The 23,015-nt window shown below is 48.4% G+C and carries 17 protein-coding genes and 1 riboswitch; of the genes, 2 read left to right on the top strand and 15 right to left on the bottom strand.

The features are described 5' to 3' along the window. Nucleotides 1–392: 392 nt before the first annotated feature. The 4 genes from DXZ20_RS25015 to cobN form a co-directional block, all read right to left on the bottom strand. On the bottom strand, nt 393–1,076 hold the full coding sequence (locus tag DXZ20_RS25015) for a HupE/UreJ family protein (RefSeq protein WP_250565917.1): 684 nt from the start codon (nt 1,074–1,076) through the stop codon (nt 393–395). A 22-nt stretch (nt 1,077–1,098) separates the two neighbouring features. After that, nucleotides 1,099–1,243: riboswitch (cobalamin riboswitch) on the bottom strand. Between the two features lie 121 nt (nt 1,244–1,364). Beyond that, nucleotides 1,365–2,393 (bottom strand): dihydroorotase, encoded by a 1,029-nt coding sequence (pyrC, locus tag DXZ20_RS25010; protein WP_163701774.1) that lies wholly within the window; start codon nt 2,391–2,393, stop codon nt 1,365–1,367. A 60-nt stretch (nt 2,394–2,453) separates the two neighbouring features. Next, on the bottom strand, nt 2,454–3,092 hold the full coding sequence (locus DXZ20_RS25005; protein ID WP_163665247.1) for a cob(I)yrinic acid a,c-diamide adenosyltransferase: 639 nt from the start codon (nt 3,090–3,092) through the stop codon (nt 2,454–2,456). Further along, a complete protein-coding gene (gene cobN, locus DXZ20_RS25000; protein WP_163701772.1) occupies nt 3,089–7,084 on the bottom strand; it encodes a cobaltochelatase subunit CobN in 3,996 nt (1,331 codons plus the stop codon). Before cobN ends, DXZ20_RS25005 begins: the two co-directional genes overlap by 4 nt. Before the next feature lie 313 nt (nt 7,085–7,397). Between cobN and pstB the strand changes: the two genes are divergently transcribed. After that, the gene (gene pstB, locus DXZ20_RS24995) at nt 7,398–8,204 is read left to right on the top strand and encodes a phosphate ABC transporter ATP-binding protein PstB (protein WP_163701770.1); all 807 of its coding nucleotides are present in this window, start codon (nt 7,398–7,400) and stop codon (nt 8,202–8,204) included. Between the two features lie 89 nt (nt 8,205–8,293). On the opposite strand, the gene DXZ20_RS24990 is transcribed toward pstB, so the two are convergent. The 6 genes from DXZ20_RS24990 to DXZ20_RS24965 all read right to left on the bottom strand — a co-directional run bounded on the left by DXZ20_RS24990 (nt 8,294) and on the right by DXZ20_RS24965 (nt 16,283). After that, complete coding sequence (locus DXZ20_RS24990; protein WP_163701768.1) at nt 8,294–10,072, bottom strand: serine/threonine protein kinase; 1,779 nt, start codon at nt 10,070–10,072, stop codon at nt 8,294–8,296. A 492-nt stretch (nt 10,073–10,564) separates the two neighbouring features. Then, nucleotides 10,565–11,074, bottom strand: a complete 510-nt coding sequence (locus tag DXZ20_RS24985) for a hypothetical protein (protein ID WP_163701766.1) — start codon at nt 11,072–11,074, stop codon at nt 10,565–10,567. Between the two features lie 363 nt (nt 11,075–11,437). Then, nucleotides 11,438–12,535 (bottom strand): ferredoxin family protein, encoded by a 1,098-nt coding sequence (locus DXZ20_RS24980; RefSeq protein WP_163701765.1) that lies wholly within the window; start codon nt 12,533–12,535, stop codon nt 11,438–11,440. A gap of 855 nt (nt 12,536–13,390) precedes the next feature. Continuing rightward, nucleotides 13,391–14,290, bottom strand: a complete 900-nt coding sequence (locus tag DXZ20_RS24975; RefSeq protein WP_250565916.1) for an ABC transporter permease — start codon at nt 14,288–14,290, stop codon at nt 13,391–13,393. A gap of 17 nt (nt 14,291–14,307) precedes the next feature. Then, nucleotides 14,308–15,129, bottom strand: a complete 822-nt coding sequence (locus tag DXZ20_RS24970) for an ABC transporter ATP-binding protein (protein WP_163668894.1) — start codon at nt 15,127–15,129, stop codon at nt 14,308–14,310. A gap of 53 nt (nt 15,130–15,182) precedes the next feature. Beyond that, nucleotides 15,183–16,283 carry a taurine ABC transporter substrate-binding protein gene (locus DXZ20_RS24965; protein ID WP_163701763.1) on the bottom strand — a complete coding sequence of 367 codons (1,101 nt, stop codon included), beginning with the start codon at nt 16,281–16,283 and terminating at the stop codon, nt 15,183–15,185. A 308-nt stretch (nt 16,284–16,591) separates the two neighbouring features. Here DXZ20_RS24965 and atzF point away from each other — a divergent pair, with 308 nt between their 5' ends. Next, entirely contained in the window at nt 16,592–18,025 is a 1,434-nt protein-coding gene (gene atzF, locus DXZ20_RS24960) for an allophanate hydrolase (RefSeq protein ID WP_163701761.1), read from the top strand. Nucleotides 18,026–18,339: 314 nt separating this feature from the next. On the opposite strand, the gene DXZ20_RS24955 is transcribed toward atzF, so the two are convergent. The 5 genes from DXZ20_RS24955 to DXZ20_RS24935 form a co-directional block, all read right to left on the bottom strand. Next, entirely contained in the window at nt 18,340–18,978 is a 639-nt protein-coding gene (locus DXZ20_RS24955; protein ID WP_163668888.1) for an HAS-barrel domain-containing protein, read from the bottom strand. Between the two features lie 165 nt (nt 18,979–19,143). After that, nucleotides 19,144–19,338 carry an NAD(P)H dehydrogenase subunit NdhS gene (locus DXZ20_RS24950; RefSeq protein ID WP_163701759.1) on the bottom strand — a complete coding sequence of 65 codons (195 nt, stop codon included), beginning with the start codon at nt 19,336–19,338 and terminating at the stop codon, nt 19,144–19,146. A gap of 200 nt (nt 19,339–19,538) precedes the next feature. Next, entirely contained in the window at nt 19,539–20,795 is a 1,257-nt protein-coding gene (rodA, locus tag DXZ20_RS24945) for a rod shape-determining protein RodA (protein ID WP_163668886.1), read from the bottom strand. A 75-nt stretch (nt 20,796–20,870) separates the two neighbouring features. After that, nucleotides 20,871–21,938, bottom strand: a complete 1,068-nt coding sequence (locus tag DXZ20_RS24940) for an Mrp/NBP35 family ATP-binding protein (RefSeq protein ID WP_163671793.1) — start codon at nt 21,936–21,938, stop codon at nt 20,871–20,873. Nucleotides 21,939–22,111: 173 nt separating this feature from the next. Then, a complete protein-coding gene (locus DXZ20_RS24935) occupies nt 22,112–22,669 on the bottom strand; it encodes an SRPBCC family protein (RefSeq protein ID WP_163668884.1) in 558 nt (185 codons plus the stop codon). Nucleotides 22,670–23,015 lie beyond the last annotated feature (346 nt).

Genomic DNA, 23,015 nt, shown 5'->3' with positions numbered 1-23,015 from the left:
TGGTTTTTCCTAACGACTAAAGATTCAAGATTTTGTGCAAATTTGGTTTGGTAGAGGTGCACATTGGTGCACCCGTCAGGATGCAGACAACTGATTCTGATCCTGTATTGGACGTACAGCAGTGGGTTCCTACAGAGGAACTATTTATTTCTAAAAAAGCTCTTTCCTAAATTCTCTCCAAGCAAATTGAAGTCAAGTATGAAAGAAAGCTAAAAATAACAAACAGGATAGTTTGAGATGTCTAGTCGATCTTTTACCTTTCCTTTTGGAGCTACCATGTACGCATAAGTTGCAGAGTGGGCAAATTCAAGACCATGTCTACCTTTTGGGACATTATCTTCTAGATACATACACAGTACCCTTTAAGAGGGTTCACAGTAGATCAGCGTAGGTTAAGCGAGCAAAACATAATCCATCATCAGTGTGGACAGAAACGTACCGCCCACACCGCAAATAATAAAACCAGCAAATCGCAGCGCTGAACTTTCGGGTGACTGTTGGAATAGGCGACTACCCATCCCATAAGCAGCTGTTGCGATCGCAAGCTGGATAAATGCAAATCCTAGCAAATAAGCCATCAAAGGACCCATTTCAGCACCAAAGATGGATTCTCCGTAAGCAAACCCATGGAACAACCCAGAAATGGCAGCTAAACCAGTGACAATCGCGCCATTTGGCCGCTCTTTTAGGGCTAGTAGCACACCAAAGACAAGCACTGAGGCAGAAATTACCAGCTCAGGAAGCGGCAAATCAATGCTCATCAAATGAATTCCTGTACCCAAAAGAGAGGCTAAAACAAAGGCAACAGGAATAATTAAGTTGCGACCAATGGCCGCGGCTAACAACCCTGAGGCGATGACAAACACTAGATGATCTAGTCCAATGACCGGATGACCAATACCCGACAAAAAACCTTCAATGAAATTACCGGGTGTCTTTCCACCTAACGGATGGTGAGCTAGGGCAGGCAACCCATTGAGGAGAAGTGCTGAGATCGCAACAAGCGCAATCTCACCTGAACGACAAAGACTCTTAACCTTGAAACCCTTCAAGGCGACTAAAGCATATAAACCCATCTGTACCTCGCAGATCAATAAAACGGCAGGTTGACCATCGGCGGGCATTCTGACTGGGAGGTATAAAACTTCCTTCACAGCTGCGGGACAGTGGCAGATTTTCACTGCGCTTTCCCCCTTTCCTCTAGCGGCTGTTCTCCACTAGAACCGATGCTAAGCAGATTAAATCTACCACCTTCGCCTTCGCTTTGGATATCAAAATTGCACAGGATTAACTATTTAGGATTGGCATAGAACGTTGTTTCTTGGCCTTTCTGTTAGAACTATACCCATACCTTGTTGCAGGTCCTATGCCATTTGCCACGTCATCTCTTCCCCTGCCCGTAACGGCACAAGTTCAGACTCAGGCAGAGGCACTTGATCAGGGATGCGCCACGGTGTTTTGACCAAGGTAATTTGCTGCGTATTGCGGGGTAGTTTGTAAAAGTCTGGTCCATGGAAGCTGGCGAACGCTTCTAGTTTATCGAGGGCGTCAACACTCTCAAACGCTTCTGCATACAACTCCATAGCATGCAAGGCCGAATAGCAGCCGGCACAGCCACAGGATGTTTCCTTATTGTTGCGATCATGGGGGGCACTATCGGTACCCAGAAAAAACTTAGGATTACCCGAAGTGGCCGCTTGCAAAATTGCCCGACGATGCTGCTCATGTTTCAAAATTGGTAGGCAATAAAAATGGGGGCGAATTCCCCCTTGGAAGAGCGCATTACGGTTAAACAATAAATGCTGCGGTGTGATGGTTGCAGCCACATGGTTATGGGCCAGAACAAATTGCACAGCATCTGAGGTGGTAATGTGCTCAAGCACGATACGCAGGTTGGGAAATCGCTGCTTAAGTGGGAGCAACTGTTGCTCGATAAATATCTTCTCACGATCAAAAACATCGACCCCTTTATCGGTCACTTCCCCGTGTAACAATAGGGGCATGTCCACCTGCTGCATGGCAGCAAAGACGCGATCGCACTTACGAATATCCGTCACACCAAAGTCTGAATTAGTTGTTGCACCGGCTGGATAGTATTTAACCGCTTTAACAAACTGGGAGGCTTTGGCCGCAATGATTTCTTCGGGGTCTGTATTGTCAGTCAAGTAGAGGGTCATCAGCGGCTCAAACTGCTGGCCAGCTGGGATGGCTGCGATAATGCGATCGCGATAGGCTGCCGCATCCGCTACCGAGCGCACAGGGGGCTTCAAATTCGGCATAATGATGGCGCGGGAAAACTGACGCACCGTATGGGGCAAAACCGCTTTCAGCATCACACCGTCCCGCACATGCAGATGCCAGTCGTCGGGTCGAGTTATGGTAAGCTTTTGCATCTTTTAATCATTAAACAAGTAGCAACGTGATTATAGTGTCCATCCACTATGGAAAGCCATCTAATACTCAATCCCTATCTGGGCTGGAATACCTGCACTGATGGGGTGCTTGATGCGATTCATTTCTGTCACCAAATCAGCAACATCAATTAATTCCTGGGGCGCATAGCGTCCGGTACTGGCCACATGACAATGGTTAGGACGAGCCTGAATGCCTGCCATTACAGGTGTCAGATCTAGCCGAGCTTTTTTGAGCGCAATGTGTAATTCATCCAGAACAACCAGGGAAATATCGGGGTCCGCAATGAGCTTGGTTGCCGTTTGCCAGGCCTGCTCCGCCATCCGCTGGTCTTGATCCGGGTCCTGGGTTTCCCAGGTGAACCCCCCACCCAGGGTATCGATACTGATGGGAAAACCCTGTTCCTTGAGCTTTTCCAACATGATGCGATCGCCATCGGGAAACGCACTGTCGTTTTTAATAAACTGCACCACAGCCACCCTCATATCATGGGCTAAATGGCGATAAACCAGGTTCATGGCACTACTGGTTTTACCTTTACCTAATCCTGTAAACAAAAGATACAGTCCTTTTTCATTCCCTGCGCGGTTGGCACGGGACTGATCTTTAGCGGCTTTTATCTTCTGTAGACGGGCTTGCTCTTCTGACGTATTTTGTGGGGTGTTCTGTGGGTTGGTCATAGTGTTTCCTCAATGTGAGCTTCAGCATCTAACACAGTTGCCCTCAACTGTTCTAGCATTTCGGGTGAAACCTGTTGCCATAATCCTCGCTGGTGGGCTTCTAACAACCGTTCTGACATATCCCGTAACGCCCAGGGATTATGGGTTTGGATAAAGCGTTGAACGTTGTCGTCTAGAATGTACGTCTCGGCAACGCCAGCATACATAAAATCAGCCACCGCGTGGGTTGTTGCATCATAGGCAAAGAGATAATCCACCGTGGCAGCCATCTCAAAAGCGCCTTTATAGCCATGGCGCATCACCCCGGCAATCCATTTAGGATTGACAACGCGGGAACGGTAAACTCGGCTGATCTCCTCGGGCAAAGAGCGAATTCGCGGCTGTTGGGGGCGGGAGTGATCACCAAAATAGGCTGTGGGATTTTTGCCCTGGGTGGCGCGCACGGCAGCGACTAGGCCCCCCTGAAACTGATAATAATCGTCAGAGTCCAATAGATCATGTTCTCGATTATCTTGATTGTGCAACACAATTTGCAGCTGCCCTAGCCGTTGTTGAAAGACATCGGGAACGGAGGTGGAGCGCAATTTGCCGTTACCCGGCTGTTGTTGCTCCGAAGACTCTCCTGTGCTGGGTCGCCCATAGGCATAGCAACTCCAGTTAATATAAGCCTGGGCCAGGTCGCGATCGCTACTCCAGTTTTGTGCCTCAATCAGTCCCTGAAGTCCGGCACCATAGGCCCCTGGCTTAGACCCAAACACCCGGTACTGGGCACGAATATCGGCATCCTCAGCACTAAACCCCAGGGACTGCCAATGGTCGGCTTCTTGCTTTACCTGGGTAGCCAGGGGATTCATGCCAGACGGTTCATCCAGCGCTGCCACCGCTGCCACCGCTGAGTTAAACAAATCAATCAGGTTAGGAAAGGCATCGCGGAAGAATCCCGAAATGCGCAGGGTAACATCTACGCGGGGGCGTTGCAGCACCGATAGGGGCAGAATTTCAAAATCCACCACCCGACGACCCACCCCATCCCAAACGGGGCGCACTCCCAGGAGAGCCAGGGCCTCAGCCATGTCATCTCCGCCCGTGCGCATGGTGGCCGTGCCCCACATGGACAGACCCAGGGTTTTGGGATAGTCTCCCTGCTCTTGGGTGTAGCGCTCCACCAGGTTCTCTGCGGCTCGACGACCCACATCCCAGGCACTTTCCGTCGGCAGTCCCCGAATATCAACGCTGTAAAAATTCCGCCCGGTGGGCAGCACATCCGCCCGTCCCCGCGTCGGTGCACCAGAGGAACCGCTGGGCACATAGCCTCCATTTAAGCCGTGGAGCAGGTGGGTGATTTCCTCGGAGGTTTGGGTGAGTTTGGGCCAGAGCCACTGGCGGATCCAGGTAAGTTCTGCAGTTGTTTTAGGACCGCAGACGAAATTCTCTTCCTTAGCCAGCAATTGTTCCACTAAGCAAGCCGCCTGGTGTTCTAGTACTTCAACGGCATCACCAACGGTGTAGAGAGTTGCCAACCGCTCAGGCTGCAACAAAGTATCTGGTATCTCCAGATCTTTGATAACAGTGCCTAAATCTGCGGTGAGGGGGTCAAAATGCAGATCCCAGCCCCAGTCGTCTGCGATCGCACGGGTTAACCCCTGACGACCAGGGCCAGGCTGCCGGGCAATGGCCACCATCAAATCCCGCAGCTGCCTGCCATCGGGACACAGACCTAAAATATGCAACCCATCACGGATTTGAGCTTCCTTGAGATCACACAGGTACCCGTCTGTTTGGGTAATAAATTCGCTAAAGGCATTTGAATCTAACGATTGATCATTGCGCCGCGATCCAGGTTGCTTTTCTTGGGAGAGTTGCAGCTGTGGCAAGATGGGAGCCAGACCTGGCAACAAACTGAGATCCTGTTGTAGATTTGCTTGGGTGACCAGGGAACAGATGCGATCGCGAATTACCGGAAGTCTTTTTGGATCTAACGACTCCGCATCATAATACTCATCAATCAGCGCCTCCAAGCGATGCAGCGAGCCATAGAGTTCAGCCCGAGTCAAAGGTGGCGTCAGGTGATCCAAAATCACCGCCTGCGCCCGACGTTTTGCCTGGGTGCCTTCCCCCGGATCGTTGACAATAAAGGGATATAAATGGGGCATTGGCCCCAGGGCCACTTCTGGATAACAGGTTTCAGACAGGGCCAAACTCTTGCCCGGCAGCCATTCCAAATTGCCATGTTTACCCACATGGACAACAGCTTGGGCTCCCCACTGGCAACGCAGCCAAGCATAAAATGCAAGATACCGATGGGTGGGTTCTAAATCTGGCGCATGGTAGTTCAGCGACGGATCATCGTCATAGCCCCGAGAGGGTTGAATGCCGATAAAAATGTTACCCAGTTGAATGCCGGCAATGGGAATATCCACGTCAGGGGCCACCGCTCCCCAGCGGTCAATGACACCCTGTTGCACAGCCACAGGCAGCATTTGAAAATACTCTTGATAATCTTTTGCTGAGAGAGTTTGATGCACAGGGCGCATGCCTTGCCCTTCAGGATCATTGGTAATGCCCTGGGTAAGCCAGTCGATCAAATCTGCACCGGTGGCCGATAAAATTTCTTCTGGGGGAATAGTGCCGGGGGTAACGGTATAGCCTGCTGACGTTAGCGATCGCAAAATCTCCAAACAGCTAGCGGGAGTATCCAGCCCCACCCCATTGGCCAAACGACCATCTTTGTTGGGGTAGTTGGCCAGAATTAGTGCCACCTTGCGCTGCTGGGGTGCCGTGCGCCGCAGCGTTACCCAATTAGCTGCCAGGTCAGCAACAAACTCAATACGATCAGCCTTCGGCTCATAGGCCATCACCGTCGTCTCCAGCTGAGGATGATCCGTCTGCACCGCCTTAAACGACACTGCCCGACTAATGATGCGGCCATCCACCTCCGGTAGCGCCACATTCATCGCAATATCTCGGGGTGACAATCCTCGCCACTGTTGTTGCCACTGGTCTTCACTGCCACCGCTGAGCATCACCTGAAGCACCGGCACATCTAACTTTTGCCAAAAGTCCACCTGGGGAGACTCAGCATTTAACTTAGCAAGAGAGAATCCAGTGGTATTCAAAATCAAATCAATACTACGATTCTCAGTGAGTTCAGTTAGCAGCTGAGCCTGAATATCTGGATTGCGGAGAGAGGGCAGAAAAAGCGGCAGCGGATTTAACCCACGGCATTGCAAGGCTTCGCAAAGAGTATCAATGACGCGGGTATTGCCAGACAGATAATGAGCCCGATAGAAAAAAATCGCCACCGTCGGCTGGGGCTTAAGATATTTTCTCGAAGAAACTATATCGGTATTGGTTGAAGTCCCCCCGAGCACCCCAATTCTGGGAGAAATAACGACATTTTTGTCTGTTTCTTCCCTCTCCCACTCTCCCATTCTCCTACTCTTCCATGCATATTCCCCCCACTGCGGCACGGACTTCGGTGCAGGTGGCTCATAGGGATATTCCAAACAGGTTCGAGCCAAATACTGTAGCCCGTAAGTCAGATTTTCCGCTCCCCCTTCCACAAAGTAGTGCCAGAGTGTATCCGCTACGATTAGGGGCACCGTACCCAAACTGCTCAGGGCCGGATCGGGGCGATCGTCACCGGGTAATACCACCAGGCTAATGCCCTGGAACTCTGCAACTTCCCGCAGGCGTTCTAGACCATAGCTCCAGTAGCTGCGTCCCCCCAACAGCCGCACTACAATGACCTGGGCTTTACTCAATACATCATCTACATAAGTATCAATGCTCAGTTCTTGTTGTAGCTGCAGCAGGCTAGCGACTCGAAATTCAGGAAAGTCTTTAGGAAGTCTCGGCAGGCTAGCAGCCAGGGTTTGGATTTCTGTATCGGCAGCGGTGAGAATTACGATGGGAGCTGGGGTTTGTTCCAGAATGATGACTCCGTCTGTATCTGGGCTCCATCCTCCCGGTGTTGCGGCAATGCGATGCATGCGGTCATAGGTGGGTATCGGCTATGGATCTTAGCACTTCCCATCACCATCCTGATCCCGTCCATTGTGCAGACAGCCTTCACGCATATGCTCAGCAGAACAGCTTAAACCCCGCAATTAACAGCTTGGCAGTTCAGCACATTGATATTGTAGGTAAACCGTCCTGGTCTGTAGACGTCAAAGTTAATAAACGCAGTGTTACCAAATGTCACGTCCCTGGCGAAAACTTATCGATTACCAATCCTCCCAAGTTCCTCAAATTTTTTACCTATATTGCGGGGGTAAGGAAAAGAACTCTACGAGGTACTTACAAATGCTATCTCAAATAGAAACGGTAGCGCCACCCAGGACAGTACTTAGTATACGTAATACTACCGTACGTTATGGCCCTGCCTTGGGTGTTTACGACGTTTCTTTCGATATTCCAGAACATCAGATTACGGCTTTGATTGGTCCATCCGGGTGTGGGAAGAGTACCTTAATTCGTTGTTTGAATCGCCTCAATGATTTGATTCCAGGAGCACGTACCCAGGGAGATATCTTCTTTTATGGTCAAAATATTTATAATTCGACAATGGAGGTAGATATCCTGCGTCGAAATGTTGGCATGGTGTTTCAAAAGCCCAATCCATTTGATCATTCTATCTATGAGAATATTGCCTTTGGTGCACGCATCAATGGTTATACCGGTGATCTAAATGAGCTAGTCGAGCGCTCTCTGATGCGGGTGGGGCTTTGGGATGAGGTAAAAGATAGGCTGTATTGTAGCGGTTATGATCTTTCAGGAGGACAACAGCAGCGGCTTTGTATAGCCCGCTCCATTGCGGTTGAGCCTAAGGTGTTATTGATGGATGAGCCTTGTTCTGCTCTAGATCCGCTGGCAACTCACCTGATTGAAGATCTAATGCAAGAGTTGCGGGAACATTACACCATTGTGATTGTTACCCATAACATGCAGCAGGCATCTCGTGTGTCTGACATGGCGGCATTTTTTAATACGAAGACTGATCCGAAAGGTCTTCGCTATGGTTATCTGGTGGAATATAATACTACCGAGACAATTTTTCAACAACCCCATGAGACATTGACCCGAGACTATGTGAGTGGTCGCTTTGGCTAGGCGAAGAGAAGGACGATAAACCATAGCGAACATTAAACTAGCGACGGGGAGATAGGGGGCAATGGCTGCCAAGTTTCTGCCATCGGATACTAGAGGCCTTTAATTACTGCTTTTTGCGAATATTCTTCAATCTTTTTTAAAGCCGTGTGATGGGCTTTGGTGTGGGTGGGCACCTGATGTAAATAGTTCAAGGCTTGCTCAAAGTTTTCAATAGCAGCTTGCTTATAGGCTGCGTGCAACAGGGTTTGGGCCATGATTTCTTGCTTCTCGCTGTATTCAGCTTGAGACTGGCTAAAGCTGGGACGAACATCAAATTCGCCGGGAGTCTCTGGCACAGGAATGGGGACTGAGTCACGGTTAGTTTGAGCAACCTCTATATCATCAGTAATAACCTTGGATGAAGTATCTGGTGCTGCGGTGACGTCTTGATTGAGATAGTTCCAATTTTGGTAGAGAATAACGCCACCCACTGATGTGGTCATTGCCAAGACAGCTGGTGTCCACTTAAAGTGAGATATTTTTGAACCAGGTGACTCTTTAGGCAGCTCAGGAGCCATCAGCAGTGTTTCTTTTGAGCCTTCAATAACAGTAGGGTTGGCATAGGCTATGGTTGCCTCAACGATAGTCGGTTGGGATAAATCTTCTATGGAGACTGCCTCTAGTGACATAGAGGCTAGGACTAAGGTCTCTGTGTTCACCAGTTCTGGATGAACAAACGTTGAGTCACGGGATAGTACGTTTAACTCTGACTCGATAGAAAGTAAGGCTACCTGCGATTTGACAACTGGCAACGTGTCGGGACTTGATTTAGACTGGAGTAAAGCATTGGCTGATGGTTCTTTACTTGGCAGAGAGGCTGGGAGTGAGCGCTGATCTAGCATCCCATCATAGTCTAGGAGCCTACGCTCCATTTGACTGAGTTGATAATGGTTTGGCTGTCGCTGCCAGGAATCTCCTAAGATCAAGGGGGCTTGTGGAAGTTTGTTTTCTTGCTCTCTTCGTTGTTGTTCTATGGGTGCTGGTCGTTGTTGCTGGTCGTCTAATTGAACATTATCTAGAGCAAACAGTGCGATCTGAGCATTCATATAGCGCTGGTCTGGGATGCTATTAACCATGCGCTTAAGGATAGTTACCAACGGCTGATAAGGTAGACTACTAAGCAGTTGATGGAGCTGCGTTTCAGAAGTCCAAGACTGGCGACCAAGAAGAAACTGCAACCCTAACATTCCTAGTGCATAGATGTCGCTGCTGGGTTGATGACAGCCTTGCCATTGTTCGGGAGCGGCGTAGGCAGGATGTTCTAATAGTCCTAAAATGTTACTTCTAAGGCCCACCTTATGCCGTCTCAGGGTTTGGTGATAGCGTCCTTGGGTACCGGTAAAATCCGTCAATATCAGCTGTCCATCAGGTCGACGGATCACATTATTGGGGTGAAGATTGCCATGAACGGCACCTTCTTGATGACATTGGACCAGCGTTTTCAAAATTGACCGCAGCAGGTTAATGACCTGATTGCCATTCCAGCCTATCTGATTTGGAATTTCCCAAGTCAGCGGTTGTCCAGGAATATATTGACGAATGAGATAGCTGTAACTGTCTACTTGAAACCCACCTAGCAGTTGAGCTGCCGCTGAGATGCTGGGTGTTGGCTGAAACAATTCTAAAATCGGTTCGTCATTGTTATTTATCGGTAACACGCGTACAAGACAATAACACCCTTCAGGTTCGCGGTTATCTCTGGCGACGTAGGTGACGACATCTTGGAACGTGCTGAGCTGCTCAATTAGAGCATAGCCTCGGAAGGTTAAATGTTGGAGAACATGTTCCTCACGAACGGATTCACATTTGAGGCAATTGTCCACGGTCATAGGACTACCAGTTGAGCTAATAACGTTATATCGGTAGATTTGTGACCCTACCTACTTTCGATAGTTAGGAATTTAAATTAGCAACAGGGATAATACCCATTGCTCGTAGATGGTCCTGGCTTTCCTGACGATTGAAAAGTTAAGCAATAGCTGCCTCCATTTCAGAGTTGTTTGGATATACCAATACCAGTGCATAGGCTAGTAGTTCTTCATCTACTAGCTGGTAGATCAGGGTTATATCTGGTTAAATAAAATTCTTATGGTCAAATGCATGATTGACATTGGTAAAAATGTCTTACTGTCTCCGGCTATGGCCGCTTAGAATTTGCGATCGCACCTCCCAAACAGATCCACCACCCAGTCCTGAGACCGTATTTAGCTGAGAAAAACCGTGTTTAGCCGAGAATTACCGTGCGTAGCCGAGAATTACCAAAATAATATCATCGGCCCGCAAAACCGCCATGACTATCAGACTTTGCTATTGTCAGAGGCTTAGGCTAAGAGACGTCTAAGCATGGGATGTTCTATCAACACTGGCCCTTCCGGTAGAAAACGGGGAGGATAATTAGATTTTTTGCCTAATGCCTTCATCTTACCGATGGGCAAAGGGGGTTGAAGTTTTTCTAAATCTTTGAGTAACCAAAAAACGGCCCAGGTGGGTTTGTCAGTGGCGGTTGTTTCTGGGCGATGTATCGCTTTGCCAGGATAGCGACCTCGACGAGAATGAACCTGTTTAATGTAAGTTGCCCTCCAGGTCGCCTGGGGATTTAAAGTGGGATTATCTGCATGGGATGCATAAATATAAACATCGGCCATGCGATCTTTACGCAATGCATCTGCTTGCCCAAAAACTTCAAAGGCATTGCTGCCTAAGGCTACCATGGGTTGTGTCTCAATCGCATCATCGTCCAGCTGGCGAGTAATCGCATCAAGCCCCGAGACCAAATGATGTTCTGGCACAGGGGCCAAAATAGCAAACGTTTTAGTATTAGTTTTTTCCATAGACTGTGTTCATTGATGCCAGCTGTTTAATGTAACAAGTTCTGAGGTACTTAGGTTAGATCGGGGCATAGAAAATAAATTTACCCTTCATACCTTGTTACCAATAAACACCCACCCAATAGGCTTACAGCCGTTAGTAAATATCATCTCCTGGCTGATCACCCCATCCACATTTGATAGTGGTCAAACTTACGCCACACACGCCACACACACCACACACACCACACAGTACTAGTAGGCAGTAAATAGCCGATGACCCCGAAATTACAGAAAATGGGCCATCAGACTAAAGGTATTGAATTCATTACACGGTCAAACGTTGGGCATGGGCATCACGGTTACACCATCGTTGCATTCATAAGCTCAGACGATTTTAACGGAGTGTACTATCTGGTATTGTTTGACGGGTTTCAGCTTTATGGTTTGATTGGCCTCGGTTGCAGAACTACCAGCACTGATAATTTCATCTTTCTCTTTAACGGTAACCTTATATATGCCAGTGCCAGAGGATGTCTCATAGCTAACGCTCATATTGACCCAGGTTGCACCTTTGGTCCAGCGGTCTAACCAGAGCTGCAACAATTTAATAGGAATGATTTTCAAGATCGGATAAGCAAGTTTTTTAATTCCCGTCAGTCCCTTACTGGTGGTTTTAACAGTTCTCGGGCAGTTAAACCAGTCCCATCCTTCTTGTTGCCAGACCGCTCGCTCAGCCATCTGCTCAAACTTGTTAACGCCTGCCCAGCCCCGATAGCATAATGCAAGCTGGCGTTGATCGCCGCTGCGCTGCATCAGATGTGTTAGGAGACCCGACTCTAAGTGCCCCCAAAACTGTCCTGTGGGTAGGTCAATTAATGTGGGGGCAAACTGATGACCACCAAAGTGAGTGCTTTGCCATACCCGAACATGGGACTGACCAAATTGTTTGCGTAACTGGCGATATATGGGAGTGCCAAATCGGCCACAGGCCAGATCAACCTGGGTGTGGGTGCACACTAGCATCTCTCGTATATGTTGAGTCTCTTGTTGGTAGGTGGCAAAAGACTTGACCGGATTTTTTTTGCCCAATAGGCGATTTAAGAGGCCCAGAACCAGCTCAATGGTGAGAGCTTCGGGGACCAGGTATTCTTCTTTCAGGTACTTGGCAAACTGTTTTGCGGGACGCGAGTAATACAGAACGCGGGTAAAGCCGGGGGCAGAATAGTCGGGATCGGGTGCGATCGCAATCGGTCTCACTATTACTCCCCGTCTAAAAATCAGCTTTTTGATCAGCGGAAATATCTGACTGATAGCTGGATTATCTGTAGCCATTGTGATGGGCCAGGGCTGAGGAACTTCCACAATTAGCCAGTAATCTATCTGAGGGGCTGAACCAATGGGATCTTCGCCATTGGCCTTAGAGACCTGGGAGCAATAGCGACAGTCAGCAAGATTTTCCGGCAGATTATCTAGAATGTGCATAGCTCCTTTATAGGATTTATTCCTAATAAATCTAATCTATGCACATCTTAACGCCTGGCAGGATTTATTGAAATATTGTTCTCTTTTAGGCTATGCCTTGTACCAGCACTTTGCGCCCTCTGGAAATCCGCACCATGGGAATCCACAGTCGTATTTCAGACCAGACTCTGACATCATGGATAGCTGGGTAAAGAGATTCATCAGGAGAGATTTAGAACATTATAAAAATGGACAAAACCCTTTTTGTCTAAAACCCTACGGTGTACACATAAGTCCTGGATACTAGCGTTCGCGGTTGCATCACCCCCTCTAACTCCCCCTTGGTAAGGGGGAGGACTGGAGTTTCCCCCTTACCAAGGCAGGGCTGTTTCATTGTCTGGACAGAAAATCTGAAGGCATTGAAAGCTCATTTGAGGAAAAGCATGCTCTACTTGGAGGTGGGCCAAACAACAATGCGATAACCTGATTAATCGACCCCGCCGTAACCCCTACTTTAATGCAATTGAGGACAACTCAGTAGGCTGGGTCCTAGGGCGGCCTCCCGGTCCTAGCCATGGGGGTTTGGGGAACTCGGAGGGACCCCAAGCAACCGGTTTTGGTTCCCTCCGATCATATCTCGATTCAGTATGAACAAAGTAATAAGCCTTACAGATTTTCTCTGGTGAACACGAAACGACCCTGCCCTCGGTAAGGGAGGAAGCTCCGGTCCTCCCCCTTGGTAAGGGGAAGTTAGAGGGGGTAAAGCGACCGCAAGCACTAGTCTCCAGAACTTGTGTACACACAGTAGCAACCAGATATTGCCAAGCCTCAAAACGATTTCTTCTTTTCTCACACATCCCTAACACCAACGGACTTTTACCCCTGCCAATGCACGACTTTTGATGCAATCGCCCTGAGGAGAAAGTCGGACAGCACCCCAAAAAAGCCAATCATCAAAATGCCAACAAACAGCGCTTCTACATTAAAGAAAACGCTGGCATCTTGGATGATGTAGCCAATGCCTATATCCCCTGCCAACAGCTCAGCGGCGACCAAAATACCAAAATCCACAGACAGAGCTACCCGCATACCGGTAAAGATACTAGGTAATGCCGCAGGCAGAATCACATATAGAAAAATAGCTAGATCGTTTGCCCCCAGGGTGCGGGCGGCTAAAATCTTATCCTTGGGACAAGACTGCACACCTGCCATCGTATTGAGCATGACAATCAAGGCCCCGGCATAGAGGATGATTAAAATTTTAGAGACTTCACCAATGCCAAACCAAAGAATAAACAGGGTGATAAATGCCAAAGGCGGAATCGGTCGCAGGATCTCAGTGACGATATAAAAGGCCGCCCGAACATACTTGTAGTAACCCATGAGCAGGCCTAGAAGTAATCCAACGACGGTACCAATGCCAAAGGCCGTGAATACCCGCCGCAAACTGCCTAGAACATGACTCAGGACAGGAGTACCCGCATACCCTTTGCGGGTCATGGCTAAGAACTCGGTGACAATACCAGACAAACTGGGGAGAAAGAGTTCGTCGATCCAACCCATGCGGGTGGTGGTTTCCCAGAGGATGAGGATCAGGGTAGGAATTGCGATCGCAACACAAAACAACACCCCTTTCTCACGCAATGCCTGGGTTTGCAGATCCTGCCCTTTAAAAGCAGGCACCCCGTCTTGTTTAGACACCTTCAACTGCATCAGGTTATTTCCCCTCTGACGTATAAACCCATGGAACGTTTCTCCACTGCACAGACGTTCCATGAACCATCTCTTCACCTTTAACTAATCGCCTTCATTTTCAAATAGAGATCCGTTCGATACTGATTAAACGCCTCCGACACCCGATTCATCGCCGTATAACGGGGTTCAGGCAGGTGAATCTCAATATTGTGGGCTATACCGCCTAAATTGCGATCTAAAATCACAATGCGATCGCTTAGAAAAACAGCCTCCTCAATGCTATGGGTAACAAACAAAATCGCCCCAGCTACTTGCTCATGAAGCTTTAACAACTCCTCCTGTAACCCTTCACGGGTCTGAACGTCCACTGCCGCAAAAGGTTCATCCATCAGCAAAATCTCCGGCTGCACCACCATGGACCGAGCCACCGCCACCCGTTGCCGCATTCCCCCCGAAAGCTGATAGGGGTACTTACGCTCATTACCCCGTAACCCCACCAGGTTAATAATAGTTGCCACTCGATGTCGCTTTTCGTATTTTGAAAGCGATTGAAACCGAAAGCCAAACCCAATATTTTGCTCAACCGTCATCCAGTCAAAGAGGGCATTGCTTTGAAAGACCACCCCTCGCCTGGCGGATGGCCCCTTGACCTCCTCCCCACCGTGGGAAACAGTACCCGCTAATGGTTTGTAAAATCCAGCAATCAGATTGAGGATGGTCGATTTTCCACATCCCGATGGCCCCAACAACGTTAAAAACTCTCCTTGCTGGATACCCAAGTTTAGGTCTTGCAGCACCAAGCGCTTGCGACTATACCCGAAAGAGACGGCATCTAGCGCAACAATCTCAGCTTGAGTTCCCTCAAGTTGACCATGCTGCTCACGGGAGCTAACCGTTGCGTGGACAGGAGATTGAGACATGCTGACAAAAATTAGACAGATCTTTAAATGGGCATGGATAGAAAGTTAGAAGATTATTTCGATTCCAGGTATTCCGCCACGTAGGAAGAATTAATCAATGGCGTCAAATCTTCTGGCGCACTATCCAATCGACCCTGATCCACGAGGAACACAGCATATTCCTCATAAGCCTTATACAGATTAGTGGACTCAGGCTGTCCAGGGGTACCCAACCACTCGTCAGTCAGCTGATCTGCCATTAACACCACTGTTGATCCTTGCCGATCAACCATGGCTCCAAACTCTTCAGGCGTCAGATTTAGACGTTCGGCTTCCCATTTTTGCCCAGATTTTAGATCGGCCAAATAATCCTGCTGGGCCATGTCCCAGGCTTCCATAAACTTGACCATCACCTCAGGGTTGGCCTCTGCAAACTCTTTACGAGCGGCCCATAGGGCAACCGCATAGGCTCCCACTGATTTTGCTGTGGCGATGTCCTTACCCCCCAGCTCATTGAGCTTACCAGCCGCCGGTTCCCAGGTCCAAGCTGCATCAATCTTCTTCGCAGAGAAGGCCGCCGCCATTTCAGACGGTTTTAGATTTACCATGTTGATGTCGTCTTGGCTCAACCCCGCTTGATCCAGGGCAGCCAGGAGAGAATGGTGACCTGAGGTACCAATGGTCACTCCAACGTTTTTACCCTTGAGACTAGGCACATCTGCTGCCAATTCATTCGCAATCAAGCGTTCTGCCGTTAGGGGAGCATGGTCTAAAAGCACTACCTCAATATCAATACCCGTGGCAAACGCTGTCAGTGAGGGGAAAGGAAAGAACCAGGTAATATCCACCTCACCCGCTGCCAGGGCAGGCACCATAGCCCCACCGGAAGAGTAGGGACTCATTTCCACATCCAGGCCCACTTTCTCAAAGTATCCCTCGTTGTAAGCAACCATGGTGATGTTATTGATATCACCGGTCTGAAACCCTACCCGCACCTTGGGTAAATCTGATGTCGGTGATGCAGCAACAGCAGCTGTTTCTGCTGTCTCTTCAACGGTTTGATTAACGTCCGCTGTTGGTGAACAGGCTATTGCCAGGGTTAAGGAACAGACTGTTAAACTGCTGAGTGCAAAAAACCTACGCCGGTTAAAAAAGCGTGTAACTGATCGCTGCATGGTCGCCTCCAATCCTCATGATTGCTGATAGCTTGCTGTCAATACCTCGCACGTTAGAAGACACTTTGACAGCTGTAGAAATTTGAGCCGTATCGTTTACTACAAATCTTTATGTACGGTCATCCCTATCAATCAATAAAATTTATGGATCGATAAATTTTCTTCTACAAATCCATCAAAGTCCCCAAACCCTGTTTCCCCTTGTCAGAAAACAGCGTTGTCTCTATACTGCTGTTCCCATAGCTCGCCCTATTGCGTTTTATACCAAGTAAGACCTTGGCCATGCATATGCCGTAAAGAAAGCAATTATGACTCAGCACACCGATATAGACATTCTCCTAACGATCTCTTCTCTCCAAGAACGTTATACCCAGGGAAGACTCACGCCTGTCCAGGTGATTAAAACCATTATCACCAAGCTAAAACAGCGTGGAGATGATGGCATTTGGATCTACACGCTATCGGAAGAAACACTAATTAAACAAGCGATGGCTCTGACTAACATGTCCGCAAGCCAGCGATCGCAACTCCCTCTGTGGGGCATTCCCTTCAGTGTCAAAGACTGTATTGATGTGGCAGGCATCCCCACATCGGCGGCCTGCCCGGCCTTTGCCTACGATGCCACCCACACTAATCCAGCCGTTCAAAAACTCCTCGATGCTGGGGCCATACTCATCGGCAAAACCAATCTGGACCAGTTTGCCACAGGACTCGTAGGGATTCGCACTGGATATACGGCTCCCCATAACGCTTTTTCAGAAGACCATATTCCGGGTGGATCCAGTTCGGGGGCAGCCTTATCTGTTGCCCATGGGTTAGTAGCGTTTGCCATTGGCACAGACACAGGGGGCTCTGGACGGGTCCCGGCTGGATTTAACAACATTGTTGGACTTAAACCCACGCGAGGCTTATTGAGTACTCGCCATACGGTTGAAGCGTGTAGAACATTGGACTGTCTTTCAATTTTTTCGCTGACGGCAACAGATGCCCAGACCATACTAAAAATTGCCCAAGGATATGATCCAGACAGTCCATTCTCTCGACCAGCCAATATTACTCCAGCATCTTTAAGCTCTGATCAGACCCAGCAAGCATTTCGATTTGGGGTGCCCAGCCAGCGAGAGTTTTTTGGCAATACGGATGTAGAAGCCTGCTACGACAAAGCTATCAAAACCCTTACAGACTTAGGTGGGCTCTGTATTGAAATTGACTACGAACCGTTCTTGCAGGCTAACAACTTGTTGTTTAATGGCCCCTGGGTGGCCGAGCGCTATGCCTCGGTGGGGGCATTTGTTGAAGCCAATCTGGATAGCGTGTTTTTTACCACCCGTGAGATTATTCTCAAAGCCAAAGATATCAGCGCATCTCAAGCCTTTGAAGGGATATATGCAATGGAAACATTGAAGCAAAAAATTCAGCCCCTTTGGCAAGAGATTGATTGTTTAGTGGTGCCAACAACAGGAACAGTTTATCGCATTGAAGAGATTGAAAAGGAGCCTTTGGGACTAAATTCTAACTTGGGGTATTATACAAACTTTGTAAATTTGCTAGATTTAAGTGCGATCGCAATCCCCAATGGCTTCCAATCCAATGGCATTCCCACCGGCATTACATTTATAGCCCCCCCCTACAGTGAAAGCTATCTGGTAGATCTGGGGTCAAGCTTTCACCAGGTTTTCAACAACAAATTAGGAGCAACAGCTTTTAACCTGGAAATCGCTCCATCTTTAGCACAAAAATAGAATCGCTGAGTAACTCTCAACCCCGCCATCTCTCGACAAATCCTCTTTCCTTAAGGTGTTCAACTTGAGCCAGTCCACAGCACTAAAAACTGGGGATGGAGAGACTTTTGTGCCTTGGAAATCGAGCAGTAGTATCCACGTAAGTTACTGCCAACCAGATGTAGTTATTTCAGGTTTCCCATTGATTCCAGTGGGTAACTGTTTGTTGTGCCAGCGTTATTGTTATGGCTAATCTATTTACGTCCTCTGGTGGGTTTAATGTAAAGTCCATCATAGAAGGCGTTGCAATTTGGTCAGAAAATTGGCTGGCCAGTTTAAGGATGAATCTGATTGAGGATCATCCGCAGTCGATCATAATCATCCTTGAGCAAAGTCCCAACCGTTCGACCAGCCAGCACCAACCAATCGCGTTCAAACTGCCGTAGCTGATAAATCTCACGAATCGCTGCTGCCACCAAACTCTCATTCGGTACCGCACTCACCTGCAACAGCGTCCGCAAAAAATCCAACTCTTCCGTAAAGCCGATGACCTCATCCGGGTCGCATCGATAGACTGCCTGATGCACCTGTGGTGGTCGCGGTGGCAAATGCTGATAGTAGCGCTCACTGGGCGTCTCAAATCCGACAATCGCCACCCGAAATTCAGTTTTCAACATCGCAAAGATCTGCGGCTGCTGCTGACGTAAATCCTCCAGCGACATCCCTAATGCCCGCGCCCGATGCACCGAATCAATTGGGCTAGTGGTCGCATGGTAAACCACCCCATAAATCTGATTGCCCGCTTCCTCATCAAAAGACTTCACCCAACTACCAAAGGGTGGCATTGCCGGAAAACTCAAATCTTCCGGCTCCAAACATTGAGCCAAAAACTCAGTCGTTGCCGTTTCAATTACCTCTGCAATGTGGGTCGGATGACGCTCACGCTCAGCCAGCTGTGGTAAAGGAAGACGCATAGTTTACATAGTACAAACGTCTTCAGTACATTAGCACCCTGTCCAGAAAAAGACATCCCGTAGGGGCTCCCCTTGTGGGTGCCCTGACCAGGCTTACCTTCTTTCTGCTTGTTTGATTAGTGGAAATGAGGCTTTATTTATGATGGGCATGCACAAGGCAAGCCCCTACTTCTTCTTACCGCGCTTAGGCTTAACCACCTCAAGTTCAGACATTCTGAAGGTCACTAGCTTATCCCAGTTGCCCCCCTCAAACAGCACAGCCACCTTACCATCCGTAATCCGCTGTACTAATCCTTGAAACCCATAGTATGTATCGTTTACATTCATCACCTTCACAGGAGAGCCAGGCAAAATTATCATTGGTGTCGCTTCACTAGAGTTTCAATAAATAGTTTAACGGTAGGTTGGGTTGCCACAACGCCAAAACCTTTGCTGCTATCTCAAAAGTTGGTGATGTTGGGTTAATAAGAGCCTTTGAAAAATGCCAGAAATATGAGTGTGGGGTAACCCTACCTACCTGGGTGTTGAACTCGGTGGGCCAGAGTTTCACAACCGATGCCTTAAAACTTCAACCGATGATGAAAATTCGCTACCGACTCCACAATGCCGATGCCAATAAAATTCGTCAGCAATGACGATCGCCCATAGCTCATCCATGGCAGCGGAATCCCCGTAATCGGGGCTAGACCAATAGTCATCCCAATATTCACCACCACCTGGAATACAATCATTGACAGCACACCGATGGCCAATAGTGAGCCAAAATTGTCCTTTGCATGCTGAGCAATAATAATCAGCCGCAGGCAAATAAACCAAAAGACTAACACCATGACCAGGGCACCCATAAATCCGAGTTCTTCACCCAGGGCCGAGAAAATAAAATCCGTATGCTGCTCAGGAATAAAACTCAGCTGAGTCTGGGTCCCATGGAATAAGCCTCGACCCCACAGTTGACCTGAGCCGATGGCAATCCTTGACTGAATTAAGTGATATCCACCTCCTAAAGGATCCTGTTCAGGATTCAAAAATAAAGTCAGACGATCCCTTTGATAATCTTGAAGTAGTCCCCAAAGCAACTCGCCAATCTTACCGGCAATGGAATTGACGACAACGGTGATCAACGTGCTATACCATCGCAGCGGTAACGTCATCCAGGCAATGACTCCGGCCAGCACTACCCAGCCAATCCATACAGGAATCGACAGAGTAAAGATAATGGCAGCAACCAGGGGCGACACCAAAATCACCAGCCAGCCTGGATTCATATTGCTCCAGTAGAGCATCCCTAAAACGATGGCACCCAGTACAAGCGAAGTGCCAAGGTCTGGTTGTAAAAAAATCAGAGCCCAAGGGACTCCCGTAATGGCCAGAGCCTTTATCAAGCCGACTAATGTGGTGGATTCTCGGTCTTTTAGGGTGGCCGCTAACGTAATGATGATGCCGATTTTAGCAAATTCCGACGGCTGAATATTAAAGCCACCAATGCTGAGCCAGCTCTGGGCACCGTTACCCACCGTACCCACCAGCATCACAGCCACTAAGGAGACATTGGTAATTAAGTAGATAACCCAACGCCATTCCAGTAAAGACTCATAGCGACTACGGGCGATCCACATACACATAACTACGCCAACCACGCACATAATCACGTGGTTCCAGGCCAGGTCGGTCTCACCGGTATATAACCTGGTGCTGGCAATCAACAGACTCGAAAAGAGCGTGATACCTACAGGAAACAATAACAGCAACCAGTCAATCCCACGCCAGGGATGCAACCAACGGTGAAACCATTTGCCTAGAAGTGCGGTTTGAGCCATAAACACAAAACCAATTGTAATTTTTTTATTTTGTGGAGACGTTCCATGGAACGTCTCCACAAAATAAATGAATACCTACGTTAACGCTGCGACCGAAACCTTAGCTGCTACCTGCTGAGAAATTTTAGTTAAGGCGACCGCTGAAGCTGACTCAGGCTGGGCCAAGACAATTGGCTTACCTGCATCGCCACCTTCTCGTACTGGCATTTCTAAGGGTACACAGCCTAGCAAGGGCACCCCTAATGCTTCCGCAGCTTTTTCACCACCTCCGGAGCCAAAAATATCGTAGGTCTTTTCGGGCATATCGGGGGGAACAAAGTAGCTCATGTTTTCCACAATGCCTAACACGCGCACGTTTAGCTGTTGGAACATTTTTAAGCCGCGACGGGCGTCGGATAGGGCTACATCCTGGGGCGTAGTCACAATTACCACACCCGCCATGGGGACGGCTTGGGCCATGGTGAGTTGGGCATCACCGGTACCAGGGGGCATATCTACAATCAGATAATCTAATTCACCCCACTGTACCTGATACAAAAACTGACGGATAATGCCGTTTAACATGGGCCCGCGCCAGACAACGGGCTGGTCAGGATCGATCAAAAAGCCCATAGAGACTAATTTGACGCCATGGTTGAAGGCGGGCTCCAGTTCCTGCTGACCGTCAGATCCGTCTCTAACAACGACATTACCTTCTTTCACACCCATCATGATGGGTGCGTTGGGGCCATAAATGTCGGCATCGAGTAGGCCGACTTTGGCTCCAGCTTTGGCAAGAGAAACAGCGATATTGACGGCTACAGTGCTTTTACCAACGCCACCTTTACCGCTGGAAACAGCCAAAATATTTTTGACCTTATCAATGCCTTGTTGGTCGGGAAGGGATGACTTCTGTTGAGGGGTCTCAGCCGTGACTTCTACATCTACAGAAGCTACACCTGGCAAGGTTTTAACTGCTTTTTCACAGTCTTCAACAATAAATTCTTTAAGCGGACAAGCCGGAGTTGTTAGTACAAGGGTGAAACTCACCTGGCCATCATCGACAGCCACATTACGGATCATATTGAGCTCTACCAAGCTTTTCTGTAGCTCAGGGTCTTGGACGGGGCGCAGTACGTCCAGAATTGCCTCAGTTGTCGGCATCATTTTGGTGAAAGACAGATGTGAACGGATAGGATTCTTAAAAGAATATTTACAGTCCATTCTAGGACGTCATGTCCGATGCGTTGGAAACGTTGTATGCAATGTCTTTATAGCCTTAATAGGCAAATGGCAAATATAAAGACGTTCGATGCCATGATCCATCCTGTTGCTTGTTAGCTAAAGATATCGCGATATTTATTGGCCACTATGCCAGACGGAGTGGCCTGTTCAGCGGCTTGAGCTAAGGCGTCGGCCACCCTGGCTGCATAGGGACGTAGAAATGACCAAGCGACTGGTGATAACCAGCCCTTGAGTTCTATGGAATAAGAAATACGGGTGCCGCACAGGGCTGACTCTAGACGATAAATTGCTCTTTCTTCTAATCCTGGTACTGGAAAAATTCGCAGGCTGATGTATTCACCAGGGAGTACGTTCTCTACAAAAATTTTGATGGGTACCGGTACCCAATGGGCAAACACTCGATAAATCAATCCTGGCTTGGCTTCCTGGCCAGTCGGGGCATTGGTGGAGGTGATCAGTGGATGCCAGGATGCCAGATCTGCTAAATCATTGATCTTTTGCCACAACACCTCGATCGAAGCCGTGCTGCTAACTTGATAGTGCTTTTCTAACGTTCTTTGATTTCTCTGGTTCAGAGCGAGTTGTCCGCTTGCCTGGGGCTTGTGGCGACGGAAATGCTGTTGGAGTGATTTAAACCAGCGTTGAAGCATAATTAAAGGCTGTGGCCTGCCAAATTTAGTTGTTGTAGCCCTAGGCGATGATTTCTGCTCCACTATTGTTGAAATGTTGAAACAGAAATACTGATTGTTAAGGGACTCACTAATCAAGACTTGACCACGTAAGTTTTTATATTGAAAGGCATTTTAACCTTGGGTTAACAGTTCAACTATTTGCTGATCTAAGGACAGGGGCGGAAACGAAGATGTCACACAGCTTTAGGCTTTTGTCAAGGATTGTCACACTGTGTGTCAACTTGGTTTAAAACGTCTCAAATCATGATTCATTATCATTATTAGCTGCATCCCTAAGTCTTTGACCTCACTGGGCTTCCAACAA

Origin of the sequence: Adonisia turfae CCMR0081 (assembly GCF_011009555.1) — a bacterium.
Taxonomy (GTDB): domain Bacteria; phylum Cyanobacteriota; class Cyanobacteriia; order Phormidesmidales; family Phormidesmidaceae; genus Leptothoe; species Leptothoe turfae.
This window is presented reverse-complemented; position numbering and strand designations above follow the sequence as displayed.